The following is a 15,550-nucleotide window of genomic DNA, read 5'->3' as shown; positions in this document are numbered from 1 at the left end:
GGCGGTGACACTGCCCGATCATGCCGTGCGGGAGAACGCCTTGACTGCAGCGAAACACGATCCGGCCACCCCCACGACCGTCGGCGGCATGAGCCGACGCCAGCAGATCCTGCGGCTGCTGCTGCGCTACCGCAACTCGGGCGTTTTCTCCGGCCTGCAGCTGGATGGCGGACTGCCACGCAACACGAAGCTTCCCGACGACGCCGACCCGGCGCAGTTCGTCTCCGACCTGGAAGCGCTGGGCACGACCTTCGTCAAGCTCGGCCAGGTGCTGTCCACGCGCCCGGACATGATCCCGCTGGAGTACGTGGCCGCGCTGGAGCGCATGCAGGAACAGGTCGCGCCCATCCCGGTGGAGCAGATACGCACGGTGATCGAGCAGGAACTCGGCGCGCCGGTCGGCAAGCTGTTCGCCCTGTTCTATCCCGAACCCCTGGGCTGCGCCTCCATCGCCCAGGTGCACCGGGCCGTGCTGCACGACGGCCGCGAAGTCGCGATCAAGGTGCAGAAGCCCGAGGTCGCCGCGCAGCTGCGCTCGGACATCGCCGTGCTGCGCAGCTTCGCCAGCGCCGCCGACCACCTGACCCGCATCGGCCGCCGCGTGCGCTTCGCCGACTGGCTGGACGAGTTCGCCACGACCCTGCGCATGGAGCTGGATTACGAAGCCGAGGCCACCAACCTGTCGCGCTTCGGCCAGCACCTGGCGCCCTATCCGGAGCTGTGGGTACCGCAGCCGCTGTGGGACCTGTGCCGCCGGCGGGTACTGACCATGGAGCTGGTGCATGGCGTGCGCGTGGATGCGATCCCGCCGGTGCGGCGCACCGAGCAGTCGATGCTGCCGCTGGCCGCGGCGCTGGTGCGCGGCTACCTGGACCAGATCTTCGTGCATGGCGAGATCCATGCCGACCCGCATCCCGGCAACCTGCGCGTCACCGACGACCAGCGCCTGGCGGTGTTCGACCTGGGCATGGTCGCGCACGTGCCGCCGCGCCTGCGCGAGCGCCTGCTCAAGGTGCTGTTCGCCGCCGTGGACGGGCGCGGCGAGGAAGTGGCCGACGAGATCATCGGCATCAGCACGCGCCTGGAGGACTACGACGAGGAGCGCTACCTGCGCCTGACCGGGCAGATGATCGCGCGCTACGCCGCCAACGACACCCTGTCCGAGGGCCGCGTGGTGCTGGAGATCGTGCGCATCGCCACCGCCTGCAACCTGCGCACGCCGCCGGAACTGAGCCTGCTCGGCAAGGCCCTGCTCAACCTGGAAGGCGCGTGCCGGCTGCTGGCGCCCGAGCTGGATACGCGCCAGGTGGTCGAACGCCAGCTGCAGCACGTGATGCGCGCGCGCCTGGTCAAATCGCTGTCGGTCGCCAACCTCGCCAGCGAGGCGATGGAGCTGCAGCAGCTGCTGCGCACCGGGCCGCGGCGCATGTCCGACATCCTCAGCCTGGTCGCCGAGAACCGCCTGCAGATGAAGGTCACCGGGCTGGAGGAATCGCGGCTGATGGAGAACATCCAGAAGGTCGCCAACCGCATCGCCGCCGGCCTGATCACCGCTGCGCTGCTGCTGTCCTCGGCGCTGCTGATGCGCGTTCCCAGCCGCTTCTCGCTGTTCGGCTATCCGGCGTTCGCGATGCTGCTGCTCGTCATCGGCGTGGTCATCGGCCTGGGCCTGATCGTGAGCGCGCTGCTGTTCGACCGCCGCACCCGGGCGCGTGCGCGCGAGGAACGCGGGCACCGCTGAGCAGCGGCCGCACCGCGCGGGAAGCGCAATTTCCGGAATACCCGCCATATCCGGCACGCACGGACCCCTGCGCAGCGATCGAAGGCCGTGCGGACCGCATCGCCACGGGCCGCGATGTTCTGCGCCACGGCGCTTTCAGAAGGCAACGCGGCGCCTGCGACACCCGCTGCCGCACAGCGCGCACTATGCCGTTTCCAGCAAACATTTCAGTCAGGTTTGTCTGTGCATGATTTCTGTCATCCACATTTCATGAGCCTGACACGGGCCTGTGGATCGCGCCTTTTCTCTCCCGCGTCGGGGCGCCTTCCGTTTCCACTACCCAAGCGACCGCATGCATTGGACCTTCTGGCTGTACCTGCCCGCGCTGTTCCTGTTGTTGCTGGCCACGCCCATGCTGGCGCGGCTCAAGGCGGGCCTGCTGTCATTGCTGCTGCTGGCCTCCAGCGCCTGGTGGCTGATCGATAGACTCAGCGGCGACGGCATCAATTCGGCCACGCTCTACCACCTGCGCAGCGACATGGAAGGCGCCGGGGTCGGCGATTTCACTGGCTACATCGCCGCTTTCGTGGTCCTGGCCCTGCTGTCGCTGGCTCCGCTGCTGCTGCTGCGCGTGCGCCGTTTCCGACTGCCGCGGCACGGCGCGGGATTGTCGGCGGCGTTCGCCGCGCTGCTGGTGGCCGCCGTCCTCGGCAGCCCGCTGTATGGCGATGCGCGCCGCATGTACCAGCAGATGAAGCCGGTGGACTACAGCGCGGTGGCGCCGGAGTACGTGGTGCCCGCGCGCACGCTGGCGCGGCCGAAGAACATCGTGTGGATCTATGGCGAAAGCCTGGAACGCACCTACCTGGACGAGAAGGCGTTTCCGGGGCTGATGCCCAACCTGCGCCGCCTCGCCGGCGAAGCGCTGGATTTCCGCGGCATCGCCTCGGCCGACGGCAGCGGCTGGACCATCGCCGGCCTGGTCTCGTCGATGTGCGGCGTGCCGCTGACCACCGCGCAGGGCGACGAGAACAGCATGGGCCGCATGGGCCACTTCCTGCCCGAGGCGTTCTGCCTGGGCGATTACCTGAAACAGCAGGGCTACGGCAACCACTACATGGGCGGCGCCAACGGCCAGTTCGCGGCCAAGGCCGACTTCCTCGCCAGCCATGGCTATGACGACATCCGCGACCTGGCCTGGTTCAAGGAACAGGGCATCGCCGACAAGCATTTCTCCAACTGGGGCATCCACGACGACGTGCTGCTGGAACGCGCCTTCGACCGCTTCGTCGAACTCTCACGCGCCGGCCAGCCGTTCATGCTCACCGCGCTGACCATGGACACGCATCATCCGGCCGGGCACCTGCCGGTAGCCTGCAAGGGCACGCGCTATCCGAGCGCGTATGGCGACATCGGCCTGCTCAAGGCGCTCAAGTGCACCGACCGGCTGATCTCGCAGCTGGTGGACCGCATCCGCGCCAGCGAGTTCGGCGACGATACGCTGGTGGTGGTCGCCTCCGACCACCTGGCCATGCCCAACGACCTGAGCGATGTGCTGGAGAACCTGCAGCGCGAGAACCTGCTGCTATTCCTGGGCAAGGACATCGCCCCGCGCCAGCTGGCCGCCGACGCCGGCACCACCCTGGATTCGGGCGCGACCCTGCTGCAGTTGCTGGATCCGGGCATCGATGCGATCGGCTTCGGCCGTTCGCTGCTGGCCACGCCACGCGCGGCCAGCGCCAGCGTCGCCGCGCTCAAGGCCGATCCGTCCGACTATGCGCGCTACCGCGCCTTCGCCCGCTCGCTGTGGCTGGGCGACCAGACCCGCATGCTGCGCCTGGACGATGGCCAGGTGCTGGTCGGCGTGCAGAAGGTGCAGCCGCCGGTGCTGCTGGAATACGACGCGCAATGGGCGCTGGAATCGGTGTATCTGGAGAACACCTCGCGCCGGTTCGACGAGGCCGACCCCAGCCATCGCCTGGCCTATGTGGACCGCTGCACCGCCTTCGAGGACGCCTCGGCCGACGGCGACTGGTGCGCGCTGCTGGTGGACAGCGACCAGGGCATGCGCCTGTACCGCGATCCGCAGCTGCGCCGCGGCATCGCCGTGGACGCGCCGCTGGAGCCATTCCACGGCCCGCGCCCGAGCGTGCGCCAGTCGCGCATGATCAGCCGCCAGGCGCAGCACACGCGTCCCGGCCGGTACGTGCTGGAGCTGTACGCCAGCCAGCGCCCGGAACGCGCGTTCTGGGTCGAGGCGGTGTCCTCGCAGCGCAAGGTGGTGGTGGCCCAGCAATGGGTGCTGCCGGACCGCGACGGCCGCATCACCCTGCCGCTGGGCCTGGACGAGGAGATCGACGACCTGGAGATCCGCGCCTGGCTGGGCCATGCGGAGAAACTGGCGGTGGACAGCTACGCGCTGGTGCCGGCGATCCGCGGCCGGCCCCGTTCCTGAGCTCCCTCGCCGCCGGGCCGCGTTCCTGCCGGCGGCCCGCCGCTAGCCGGCGACGTCCGCCTCCGGCGGCACCGCCCCGCGCACCAGCCTGACATCGGTCGGCGTGGACAACGGGATGCCATGCGCGGCCAGCTGCCTGAGCAGCTCGAACAGCACCTCGCTGCGCGCGCCATAGACGCTGCGCGGGCTGGACACATAGGCGAAGCAGTTCAGCGCCACCAGCCCGCCGCCGATCGAATCGATGAACACCGACGGTGCCGGCTCGGCCAGCACCTTCTCGTTGCCGGCGAAGATGTCCAGCAGCAGTTGCCGCACCTGCCCCACGTCGGTGCCCAGCGGTACCGAGAACTGGATCTGGATGCGGCCCAGCGCATTGGCCATCGTCATGTTGCGGATGGTCTTGGTGATCAGTTCCGAGTTGGGCACGATCAGGGTGGACTTGTCGCCCACCTGGATCTCGGTCGAGCGCACCGAGATGCGGCGGATGTCGCCCTCCTGGTCGCCGATCTTCACCCAGTCGCCGATCTTCACCGGCCGTTCGGCCAGCAGGATCAGCCCGGAGACGAAGTTCTGGGTGATCGCCTGCAGGCCGAAGCCGATGCCCACCGACAGGGCGCTGGCCAGCAACGCCAGCTTCTCGAAGCCGATGCCCAGCGTGGCCAGCGCCCACAGCACCGCCAGCACGATGCCGAGGTAGCGGGCGACGGTGCTGATCGAATTGCGCGCGCCGATGTCCAGCCCGGTCTTGGGCAGGTAGGTATCCACCAGCCACTGCTGCAGCGCCTTCATCAGGGCCAGGCCCAGCACCAGCACCAGCACCGCCCAGAACACCGCGGACGGGCGCAGCGACTGGCCGCCGATCTTCAGGCCCGCCTCCAGCGTGTCGGCCAGCCCGTACAGAGCGCCGAGATTGCCGAACTGCGCCACCACCGCGACGATGCCCAGCAGCACCAGGCCGACCCGCAGTACCGCCGACAACAGCACCCCGGCCTGCTCCAGCCGTGCCGGTTGCACGCCGGTGGACAGGCGCAGGGTACGGCCGAAGGCGCTGTCCGGGGCCAGCAGCCACAACGACAGGTCGTCGGCGAAGCGGGTCAGCAGCGAGATCGCCAGCACCACGACGGTGATCCAGACCATCTGCTGGGCGACGAACATGGCGAAGTTGAGGTAACCCAGCAGGGTCGCCAGCAGCGCCGCCAGCACGGTCAGGTGGCCGCCCAGGCGCGCCAGCACCAGCCAGCCGCTGCGCGCCGCGCGCGGCAGCTTCGCTCCCGGCGACGCGTCGGCCTGCTGCTCGGCCAGCGCGGCCTCGGCCGCGCGGCGCCGGTGCAGCCGGGTCAACGTCGCCAGCATTGCCATGATCAGCGCCACGTACGTCAACGCGACCAGGCCGTCGAGCGTGACCGTGCTTACCTGCGAGGTGCGCGCGGCGCGGTTGATCTCGCGCAGCAGCACGGTCAGCCAGGTCAGTCCGGCGGCTCCCCTGGCGAACCAGCGCAGGCGCAGCGCCGCCGTGTCGTCGATGTTGAGCAGCCGCCACGATGGCCGGTGCGGTACCAGCAGGCAGGCCGCCAGCGCGGCGATGAAGGCCGATACGAAGGTGACCCAGATGAACTTGTCCGCCACCGACTCCAGCCGCGGCGGAATCGCCGAGATCCCATGCAGGCTGGCGACCATCACCACGGCGGCGAAACCCGGCAGCAGGGTACCGACCAGCAGCAGCCAGACCGCCAGTCCCGAACGGCGCAGGCGCCCGGCCGGCGCGTGGTCGGAAGCGGCATAGCGGCGGCCGAGGTGGCGCAGCCACAGCCGCAGCGGGAACACCATCAGCAGGGCCAGCGCCGCCCCCAGCAGCGGCGAGCTCCAGCCATGCGCGGCCACCGCCGTTTCCAGGCCGCCTGCCGCCTGCCGGTACAGCCCCTGGATGCGCGTGAGGTCGTCGGGCAGGCTGCCGGCGAACTGGCGCCACAGCGCCGGCGACAGCGGCGAACCGACCTTGCGTCCGAACTGCTCGCCGATCTGCTGGCTGCGCGCCTTCTCGATCGAATCGCTCAGCTGGCGCGCATCCTCGGCCAGCAGCTTGCCGCGCTTGACGTCCGCATCGACCTGGCTGCGCTGCTGATCCAGCGCGTTGCGCTGGCGGGTGATGCTGCGCTCCTCGGTGGCACCGTCGTCCAGCGGCCCGAGCTGGGCGATGCGTGCGTCGATCTGCTCCAGCTGCGGCACCAGCGCCGCCACCGCGGCATCGGCATCGCGCTTGGCCTGCAGCGCCTGTTCGGAAAGCGTGCGCAGTGTTTCCGGCGCGTCGGCGTCGTCCAGCGAACGACGCACCGCCTGCAGCGCGCGCTCGGCCTGGCCGATGCGCGCCTGCGGCGACGGCGCCTCGGCGCCCGGGTCGGCGGCACTGGCCGCCAGGGGCGACATGCCGCTCCCGGCCAGCAGGAACACCAGCAACAACGCGCGCAGCAACGGGAAACGGTGGCGGAAGGACAAGGCGGTGGATCCGCGGTCATGCGCGGACTACCGCGCGTGTACGGACTATAAGTCAGCCCGCGTCCACGCTCCGACAACAGCGCGCCTGCCAGCGCCGTCCTGTTGCCCGCACGGCGAGCATCGCGCAGCCCGGCTCAGTACTTCAGGCCGAGCTCGGCAACGTGCGGCCGATGCGACGCGTAGAGGTCCTGGAATTCTTCCTCGGTGAGCTCGTCGAGCGCATACACCGCCACCGGGTCCCACTCGCGGTCGGTCGGCAGCGGCTGCCGCGGCCCGGCGCGCAGCGAGTAGCTTCCGCCCTCGTAGTCGACCAGGTCCGGGACCTGCTCCCAGCGTTCGCGCGCAAAGCGCTCCGGGTCCTTGAGAAGGATCACGGCGTACATCGGCCTCTCCCGTTTTCGGAGCTGCAAGCCTAACGCAAGCGCGTTGCCGGAGCGTGCCGCGACGCCGCGGGCGAGCGCTTGGGCACATCGCATTCACCGCCGCTGGCCTATAGCTCCATGGGCCCGCCCTGCCGGAGTCCGCCATGAACCATCCGCCGCTGCCCACCGTCGCCGCCCTCGACCTGCCGCGCTATCTCGGCACCTGGTACGAGATCGACCGCCTGCCGATGCGCCACGAACCGGAAGATGCCACCGACGTCAGCGCGCACTACACGCTCGAAGACGATGGCGGCATCCGCGTGCGCAACCGCTGCCTGCGCGATGGCGAACTGCAGGAGGCCATCGGCCAGGCCCGGCCGATCGATGCGTCCAACAGCCGCCTGGAGGTGAGCTTCCTGCCCGAAGGGCTGCGCTGGATTCCGTTCACCAAGGGCGACTACTGGGTGATCCTGGTCGATGCCGGCTATGCCAACGCGCTGGTCGGCAGCCCGGACCGAAAGTACCTGTGGCTGCTGGCGCGCGAACCGCACATGGACGAGACCACCCGCCAGCACTACATCGGCTACGCGCGCCAACAGGGCTTCGACGTGGAGCGCCTGATCCACACGCCGCACACCGGCCATCCGACCGCCTGAACGGCCTGCGACGGGACCGCTGCATGGACCTGAAGAGCGGCTACCCCTTCTGGGCGGTCAGGAACGGCCTGATGCGCGCCTATCCGCCGTTGCGGCAGGCGCTGCGCTGCGATGTCCTGGTGATCGGCGGCGGCATCACCGGCGCGCTGGTCGCCGACGAGCTGGCCCGCCACGGGCACGACGTGGCGGTAGTGGAACAGCGCGACATCGGCTGGGGATCGAGCGCGGCCAGCACCGCGCTGCTGCAGTACGAGATCGATACGCACATGGTCGACCTGGCCAAACGTTACGGCGAGCAGGCGGCGGTGCTGGCCTACCGCGCCTGCGCCGACGCGATCCCGGCGCTGCAGGCGCTCGCGGCGGAAGTGCGCGGCGTCGACTTCCGCCGCGGCGACAGCCTCTACTACGCCAGCCGCAGGCGCCATCGCGACGACCTGCGCGCCGAGTTCGGGCTGCGCAGGAAGCACGGCTTCGGCGTGCACTGGCTGGAACCGGGCGACCTGCTTGCCGCCTATGGCTTCCAGGCGCCGGCGGCCATCCTCAGCGACCTGGCCGCCAGCCTGGACCCGTACCGCATGGCGCACCGCCTGCTGGCGCGCCTGCAGCGGCGCGGCGCGCGGGTGTTCGACCGCACCACCATCGCCAGCCTGCGCCCGATCTCGCACGGCGTGGTGGCGACCACCGCCGATGGCGTGCAGGTACGCTGCGGCCATGTGGTGCTGGCCGCCGGCTATGCCAACGAACGCTGGCTCGACCAGCGCGTCGCGCGCAACCGCAGCAGCTATGCCTTCGTCACCGATCCGCTGCCGGCCGAGGCGCTCGGGCCGCTGCGCCGGACCATGCTGTGGGAATCGGCCCGTCCCTACCTGTACCTGCGCAGCACCGCCGACCTGCGCCTGCTGGTCGGCGGCGAGGACGACGCCGTGGACGTTCCGGCACGCCGCGATGCGCGCGTGGACCGCAAGGCGCATCGGCTGGTCGCCAAGGTGCGGCGCCTGTTCCCGCAACTGCCGGTGAAGCCGGCCTTCGCCTGGGCCGGCACCTTCGCCGAAACCCGCGACGGACTGCCGTTCTTCGGCGCACATCCGCAATGGGGACCACGCGTGCTGTTCGCCATGGCCTATGGCGGCAACGGCATCACCTACTCGATGCTCGGCGCCGGCCTGCTGCGCGCGGCGATCGAGCGGCGCCGGCACCGGCTGTCGGGGTTGTTCGGTTTCGCCCGCCAGGAGTGAGCGCGCCGCCCACGACAGCCCCGGTTCACCGCCGCCGCGCTAGCGTCAGCGTCTCCCACCTGCCACGATGACGGCCCCAGCCAGGAGCGCCAGCGCGATGAACCGGTCCTTCACGATCCTTGCCTGCCTGCTGGCGCCGGCCCTGGCGACGGCGCAGCCGGCCGGCACCGCGCCGGGCTCGCTGGACCTGAGCGTGCCGCAGGCGCCGATGCGCTATCTCAACGATCCGTCCTACCAGGCCGATGCTCCGGGCACCTACTACGGCGACCACAGCGGCCCGTTGCCGCGCAAGGACGCCACGGCCGCGACGGTGGTCGACGACAAGCTGCAGGTGCACGGCGCGCTCAGCACCGGCATCGGTTATTCCAAGGCCTACGGCAACAGCCACTGGAGTTCGGCCGATATCAACATCGGCAAGAACTACAACACCGACGAAGGCAAGACCCGGCGCGTGGACCTGAACATCCATGTCAGCCAGGGCAAGGGCGCCGGCCCGTTCGGCTACGGCCCCGGCCCCTGGTACGGCGGCTGGTGAGCCCACGCCGCGCCGGCCACCGGCGCGGACGGCATCAACCGCCGCAGCGCATCCAGGCGCAGTCGATGGCGTCCAGCGCCAGGTGCAGCAGCAGGCCGATGCCGAACAGCCGCGTGCGCCGCGGCAGCAGCAGGCCCGCATAGACGATGGCCGCCGGCGCGGTGTGCAGCGGGTGGAAACCGATGCTGCAGCGGTCCGGCGCATAGATCGGATCGGCCAGCAGGTGGTCCAGGTCGATCACCCAGCCCAGCAGCATCAGCAGCCAGGCGCGGCCGAAGCGCGGGCGCCAGAACAGCCACGCCAGCAGGGCCGGCACCGCCGCGTGCAGGCACAGGTGCAGGATCGCGCGCAGTCCCATCGGCCGCTCAGGCGCCGGCCAGCGAGGCCATGTCGATGACGAAGCGGTATTTCACGTCCGAACGCTCCATGCGCGCGAAAGCCTCGTCGATGCGCTGCATCGGGATCGATTCGCAGTCCGGGTAGACGCCGCGCTCGGCGCAGAACTCCAGCAGTTCGCGGGTCTGCGCGATGCCGCCGATCAGCGAGCCGGACACCTGCCGGCGGCCGCGCATCAGCGCCGCGGCGTTGACCGGCATCTGCTCCAGCGCGCCGACCACGACGATGCGGCCTTCCACGTCGAGCAGGCGCACGTAGGGGTCGAGTTCGTGCGCCACCGGCACCGTGTCGATGACCAGGTCCATCGATGCAGCCGCCGCCTTCATCGCCTCGGCGTCGCGCGACAGCAGCACGCGGTGCGCGCCAAGCGCGCGCGCATCGTCGGCCTTGGCCGCGCTGCCGGTCACCAGGGTGACCTCGCAGCCCAGGGCCACGCCGAGCTTGACCGCCATGTGCCCCAGTCCGCCCAGCCCCACCACGCCCAGCCGCGTGCCGGGGCCGGCGCCGTAGTGGCGCAGCGGCGACCAGGTGGTGATGCCGGCGCACAGCAGCGGCGCGGCGCGCGCCAGGTCCAGCTTCGGCGACAGGCCGATGGCAAACGGCTCGCGCACCACGATCATCCGCGAATAGCCGCCCAGCGTGGTCTCCCCGCTGACGCGATCGCGGCCGTTGTAGGTCATGGTCGGGCCCTGCCGGCAGAACTGCTCCTCGCCGTGCCCGCACTGGTCGCAGGCCAGGCAGCTGTCGACCATGCAGCCGACACCGACCGGATCGCCCACCTTCAGCCGCGCGACCGCGCTGCCCACCGCACTGACCCGGCCGATGATCTCGTGGCCCGGCACCATCGGATAGCGCGAACCGCCCCAGTCGTTGCGGACCTGGTGCAGGTCCGAGTGGCAGACGCCGCAGTACAGGATGTCGATGGCCACGTCGTCCGGGCGCAGCGCGCGGCGCTCGATGGCCATTGGCTGCAGCGGCGCGCCGGCCGATAGCGCGGCGTAGGCGGGAATGTGCATGGCTGTTCCGGGGGGAAGGACCACCGGATTGTACCGGCCGCTCCCGGCGGCGGCGTTACACTGTGCGCCCTGCCGGGCAGTCGCGCCGCGGCCGTTCCGGAGTGGTGATGATCAACAACGACGTACTGCGCAGCATCCGCTACATGCTCGACCTGGGCGACAAGCATGTGGTGGACCTGATCCACATGGCCGACCCGGCGTTCGACGTGGACCAGGCGCAGGTGCACGATTTCCTGCGCCGCGACGACGAGCCGCTGTTCGAAGCCTGCCCGGACGCGGCGCTGGCGCGCTTCCTCGATGGCCTGATCCTCCACTTCCGCGGTCGCGACGACTCGCAGCCGCAGCGCGCGCCGGAAACGCGCATCACCAACAACCTGGTGCTGAAGAAGCTGCGCGTCGCCTTCCAGCTCAAGGACGTGGACATGCACGAGATCTTCGAGGCGGCCGGCTTCCCGCTGTCCAAGCCGGAGCTGTCGGCCCTGTTCCGCCAGCCGGACCACAAGAACTACCGGCCCTGCGGCGACCAGGCGCTGCGCAATTTCCTCAAGGGCCTGACCGCACGCCTGCGCGCCGCCTGACGGGGACGCCACCGTCCGCCGCATCGCCGTGCCCCTGTAGAGCGGGGCAACGCCCCGCTGGAGCCTTCCCGGGCAAACCCGCCGGGCGATGCCCGGCGCTACAGGATGCCCTGCCCTGCAACCGGTCCGGCACGACAGGTCCACGGCAGAAGCCCGGCATCGCTGGGCATCACGACCAGCCCCCTGTAGAGCGGGGCAACGCCCCGCTGGAGCTTTCCCGGGCAAGCCCCGCCGGGCGGTGCCCGGCGCTACAGGATGTGCGGCACGACTGGCGCACAGCAAAAAGCCCGGCATCGCCGGGCTTTTTGCATGTCGCTGTCCGCGGGCTTCTTACCAGCTGAAGCGCGGGCCGACCGACCATTCCTTGTCGCCGTGGCGGTCCATCTTGATGTCGCCGTTGATGCCCCAGTTCTGGTTCAACTTCACCTGGCCACCCAGGCGGCCGTAGAACTGGCCTTCCGGATTGACGCCGTGCTTCCTGGTGTAGTCCTGGTAACCAGCAAAGGCATACACCTCGACGTGCTCGCCGAACGCGTTGCGCAGGCCCACTTCGGCGTTGTAACCGTCGAAGTCCAGGTTGCTGTGGTGCGGGTCGAACTTCTGGTAGGCCACGCGCGCGACCAGGTCGGCGCTCGGCGCGATGGCGCGGTTGTAGCCCGCACCGATGCGCCACTGGTCGTACTTGGCGTCGGTGTGGTCGATCTTCTGCTGGGTGAAATCACCGAAAACATGGAAGTTCGGGTGGAAGGCCCAGGAGCCCTTCAGCGCCCAACCGTCGGCGTCGGGACCGGAAACGTCGGTCTTGACGTAGTCGCCTTCGACGTAGTTGTAGGAAAGATTGTCGGCAGCCGAAGCGGCGAACGGGAGGGCGGCCGCCAGGGCCAGGGCAATCAGGGAAGTCTTCATGGGGGTACACCTTCAGGAATTACTGTCTGGTGGCGCGGCGGCTCGTCGGCTGCCTGCGTCCGGATGTAATTTTTCCGTTATCCACCTCAATCCTTCCTGAAGTCGCCGTCCCGCCTGAACGGCTTTTTTAGGCTTTTATTCAGGCGTTTTCTGGCACGCGCGCGCCCTGCCACGGCTTCCTTTCGCCAGCCTTTTGCCTCCCGCCGGAGAATGCAGCGGCGCACCGGTGGCGATGTCGCTGAGGATCGGGCAGTCCGGCCGCTCGTCGCCGGCGCAGCAGTCGGCCAGGGTCTGCACCGTGGCCACCATGTCCTGCAGTTCGGCGATCCGCTGCTGCAGCACCGCCACATGCTCCAGCGCCATGCGCTTGACGTCGGCGCTGTGGCGCGAGCGGTCGCGCCACAGCTGCAGCAGTCCGCCGATGCGTTCCACGCTGAAGCCCATGTCGCGCGAGCGCTTGATGAAGCCCAGCGTGTGGATGTCGCGCGGCCCGTAGACGCGGTAGCCGGACGCGGTGCGCGCCACCGGGCCGATCAGGCCGCTGTCCTCGTAGTAGCGGATCATCTTGGCCGAGATGCCGGTGGCCTTGGCCGCCTGGCCGATGTTCATGGCGTCTTCCATCATCGTCTCCGTGGGGGCGCACCACAGCGCGCCATGGGTCGTACCGGGAAAACCTCATCACGCGCAAAGGTGCGCCCGTGCTCATGCCCAGGGCATGAATCGCCGCAGCCGCAGCGCGTTGCCGAGCACGAACACCGAGGACAGCGCCATCGCCCCGGCGGCGAACACCGGCGACAGCAGCACGCCCCACAGCGGATACAGCACGCCCGCCGCCACCGGGATCAGCGCGGTGTTGTAGGCGAATGCCCAGAACAGGTTCTGGCCGATGTTGCGCATCGTCGCCTGGCTCAGCGCGATGGCGTTGGGCACGCCCTGCAGGCTGCCGGACATCAGCACCACGTCGGCGGCCTCGATCGCCACGTCGGTGCCGGTGCCGATGGCCATGCCGACGTCGGCCGCGGCCAGCGCCGGCGCGTCGTTGATGCCGTCGCCGACGTAGGCCAGGCGGCCATGCGCGGCCTGCAGCCGGTTGACCGCATCGACCTTGCCTTCCGGCAGCACCTCGGCCACCACCTCGTCGATGCCCAGCTGACGCGCGATGGCTTCGGCGGTACGGCGGTTGTCGCCGGTGATCATCGCCACCTTCAGCCCCAGCGCGTGCAGGCGGGCGATGGCCGCGGCGGTGTCGGGCTTGATCGGATCGGAGACGGCGATGATCGCGGCGAGCCTGCCGTCGATGGCGGCATACAGCGGGGTCTTGCCTTCCTCGCCGAGCCGCGTGGCGATGGCGGCGAACGCCAGCACATCCAGCCCGATCTTCTGCATGAAGCGGTCCGCGCCCACCTCCACCCGCACGCCGTCCACCTGCGCGCGCACGCCATGGCCGGTGACCGACTCGAAGGCCTGCACCGGCGGCAGCGCCAGCCCGTCTTCCAGCGCGGCCTTCACGATCGCGCGCGCGATCGGATGCTCGGAACGATCTTCCACCGCCGCCACCTGCGCCAGCACCGGCCCGCGGGCGAAGCCGTCGGCCAGGTGCAGGTCGGTCAGCAGCGGCCGGCCTTCGGTCAGGGTGCCGGTCTTGTCCACCGCCACCACCGTCGCTTCCTTCAGCAGCTGCAGCGCCTCGCCCTTGCGGAACAGCACGCCCAGCTCCGCGCCGCGGCCGGTGCCGACCATGATCGAGGTCGGCGTCGCCAGGCCCATCGCGCAGGGGCAGGCGATGATCAGCACCGCCACCGCGTTGACCAGGGCGAACGTCAGCGCCGGCGAAGGCCCGGACAGCCACCATGCCGCGAAAGTGAGCAGCGCCAGGCCCATCACCACCGGCACGAACCACATCGTGATGCGGTCCACCCGCGCCTGGATCGGCAGCTTGGCGCCCTGCGCCTGCTCCACCAGGCGGATGATCTGCGCCAGCACGGTGGCGCCGCCGACCGCGGTGGCGCGCACGCCGAGCGCGCCGGTCTGGTTGACGGTGCCGCCGACCACGCCGGCGCCGGCCGCCTTGGCCACCGGCACCGGCTCGCCGGTGATCATCGATTCGTCCACGTAGCTGTCGCCGTCCACCACCACGCCATCGACCGCGATGCGCTCGCCGGGACGCACGTCGATCACGTCGCCGGCCACGACCTGCGCCAGCGGCACCTCCACCGCGCCGCCATCGCGGCGCACGCGCGCGGTCCTGGCCTGCAGCTTGAGCAGGCGCCTGATCGCCTCGGAGGTGCGGCCCCTGGCGCGCGCTTCGAGCATGCGCCCGAGCAGGATCAGGGTGACGATGACCGCCGCCGCTTCGTAATAGACATTGACCGTGCCCGCCGGCAGCAGGCCCGGCAGGAAGGTCGCCACCAGCGAGAAGCCGTAGGCGGCCAGCGTGCCGACCGCGACCAGCGAGTTCATGTCCGGCGCGGCGCGCAGCAGCGCGGGTATGCCGGCGCGGTAGAAGCGGCGACCGGGGATCGCCAGCACCAGGGTGGTCAGCGCGAACTGCAGCAGCCAGCTGTTGTGTGTGCCCAGGGTCGCGGCGATGGCGTGGTGGAAGGCCGGCACCAGGTGCGCACCCATTTCCAGTACGAACACCGGCAGGGTCAGCGCCGCGGCCAGCAGCAGGTCGCGCCTGAGGCCGCGCAGTTCGTCGTCGCGGCGCTGCGCTTCGCGGTCGTCGTCCACGGCCGCCTCCAGCATGTGCGCCTGGTAGCCGGCTTTCGCGACCGCCGCGACCAGCGCGGCCGGATCGAGCGCGGCGTCGCCGTGCACCAGTGCGCGGCCGGTGGCGAGGTTGACGCTGGCCGACCGCACGCCGGGCACCCTGGCCAGAACACGCTCGACGCGGCCCACGCACGAGGCGCAGGTCATGCCGTCGATGCCGAGCTCCAGCGGTACCGGCGCGGGCACCTCGTAACCGGCCTTCTCCACCGCTCGGACCAATGCCTGCCGGTCCACGCCATCGCCGCGCACGGTGGCGCGGCCGGTGGCCAGGTTCACCGCCGCGCTGGCCACGCCGGGCACGGCGGCCAGCGCGCGCTCCACCCGGCCCACGCACGAAGCGCAGGTCATGCCCTCCACAGGGAACTCCTGCGTCGTTCCGCCCGCATCGACGCGGTTCTGGCTGTTCTGGCTCATCGCCGGCTCACCTGG

The 15,550-nt window shown here is 70.3% G+C and carries 13 protein-coding genes; 6 read left to right on the top strand and 7 right to left on the bottom strand.

Translation table 11 applies throughout. The annotated features are described in order from the left end of the window. Window positions 1-88 precede the first annotated feature (88 nt). Both ABB22_RS10250 and ABB22_RS10245 read left to right on the top strand, forming a co-directional pair. The gene (locus tag ABB22_RS10250; RefSeq protein WP_152984137.1) at window positions 89-1,741 is read left to right on the top strand and encodes an ABC1 kinase family protein; all 1,653 of its coding nucleotides are present in this window, start codon (window positions 89-91) and stop codon (window positions 1,739-1,741) included. A gap of 331 nt (window positions 1,742-2,072) precedes the next feature. Beyond that, window positions 2,073-4,175, top strand: a complete 2,103-nt coding sequence (locus tag ABB22_RS10245; RefSeq protein ID WP_055766508.1) for a phosphoglycerol transferase I — start codon at window positions 2,073-2,075, stop codon at window positions 4,173-4,175. Window positions 4,176-4,217: 42 nt separating this feature from the next. Here ABB22_RS10245 and ABB22_RS10240 read toward each other — a convergent pair whose 3' ends face one another. Next, entirely contained in the window at window positions 4,218-6,599 is a 2,382-nt protein-coding gene (locus ABB22_RS10240) for a DUF3772 domain-containing protein (RefSeq protein ID WP_082443548.1), read from the bottom strand. Between the two features lie 203 nt (window positions 6,600-6,802). Further along, window positions 6,803-7,051 (bottom strand): hypothetical protein, encoded by a 249-nt coding sequence (locus tag ABB22_RS10235; RefSeq protein ID WP_055766515.1) that lies wholly within the window; start codon window positions 7,049-7,051, stop codon window positions 6,803-6,805. A gap of 143 nt (window positions 7,052-7,194) precedes the next feature. Between ABB22_RS10235 and ABB22_RS10230 the strand changes: the two genes are divergently transcribed. The 3 genes from ABB22_RS10230 (at window position 7,195) to ABB22_RS10220 (ending at window position 9,456) form a co-directional block, all read left to right on the top strand. After that, on the top strand, window positions 7,195-7,686 hold the full coding sequence (locus ABB22_RS10230) for a lipocalin family protein (protein ID WP_055766520.1): 492 nt from the start codon (window positions 7,195-7,197) through the stop codon (window positions 7,684-7,686). 23 nt (window positions 7,687-7,709) lie between these two features. Beyond that, window positions 7,710-8,921, top strand: a complete 1,212-nt coding sequence (locus ABB22_RS10225; protein WP_055766523.1) for an NAD(P)/FAD-dependent oxidoreductase — start codon at window positions 7,710-7,712, stop codon at window positions 8,919-8,921. 97 nt (window positions 8,922-9,018) lie between these two features. Further along, entirely contained in the window at window positions 9,019-9,456 is a 438-nt protein-coding gene (locus tag ABB22_RS10220) for a hypothetical protein (protein ID WP_055766526.1), read from the top strand. Between the two features lie 34 nt (window positions 9,457-9,490). Here the strand turns inward: ABB22_RS10220 and ABB22_RS10215 are convergent, their stop codons facing one another. Next, a complete protein-coding gene (locus ABB22_RS10215; protein ID WP_055766530.1) occupies window positions 9,491-9,814 on the bottom strand; it encodes a DUF6122 family protein in 324 nt (107 codons plus the stop codon). Between the two features lie 7 nt (window positions 9,815-9,821). After that, a complete protein-coding gene (locus ABB22_RS10210) occupies window positions 9,822-10,868 on the bottom strand; it encodes an NAD(P)-dependent alcohol dehydrogenase (RefSeq protein WP_057505207.1) in 1,047 nt (348 codons plus the stop codon). A 107-nt stretch (window positions 10,869-10,975) separates the two neighbouring features. Here ABB22_RS10210 and ABB22_RS10205 point away from each other — a divergent pair, with 107 nt between their 5' ends. Then, window positions 10,976-11,446 carry a YehS family protein gene (locus tag ABB22_RS10205; RefSeq protein WP_055766536.1) on the top strand — a complete coding sequence of 157 codons (471 nt, stop codon included), beginning with the start codon at window positions 10,976-10,978 and terminating at the stop codon, window positions 11,444-11,446. A 330-nt stretch (window positions 11,447-11,776) separates the two neighbouring features. On the opposite strand, the gene ABB22_RS10200 is transcribed toward ABB22_RS10205, so the two are convergent. The 3 genes from ABB22_RS10200 to ABB22_RS10190 all read right to left on the bottom strand — a co-directional run bounded on the left by ABB22_RS10200 (window position 11,777) and on the right by ABB22_RS10190 (window position 15,535). Next, window positions 11,777-12,352 (bottom strand): OmpO family porin, encoded by a 576-nt coding sequence (locus tag ABB22_RS10200; RefSeq protein ID WP_055766539.1) that lies wholly within the window; start codon window positions 12,350-12,352, stop codon window positions 11,777-11,779. A 135-nt stretch (window positions 12,353-12,487) separates the two neighbouring features. Continuing rightward, entirely contained in the window at window positions 12,488-12,961 is a 474-nt protein-coding gene (cueR, locus tag ABB22_RS10195) for a Cu(I)-responsive transcriptional regulator (RefSeq protein ID WP_082443549.1), read from the bottom strand. Window positions 12,962-13,054: 93 nt separating this feature from the next. Continuing rightward, window positions 13,055-15,535, bottom strand: a complete 2,481-nt coding sequence (locus ABB22_RS10190; RefSeq protein ID WP_055766542.1) for a heavy metal translocating P-type ATPase — start codon at window positions 15,533-15,535, stop codon at window positions 13,055-13,057. Window positions 15,536-15,550 lie beyond the last annotated feature (15 nt).

This window comes from Stenotrophomonas nitritireducens, from assembly GCF_001431425.1.
GTDB lineage: Bacteria > Pseudomonadota > Gammaproteobacteria > Xanthomonadales > Xanthomonadaceae > Stenotrophomonas > Stenotrophomonas nitritireducens.
The sequence above is the reverse complement of the archived record's forward strand: the minus strand, read 5'-3'. Positions and strand labels throughout refer to the sequence as shown.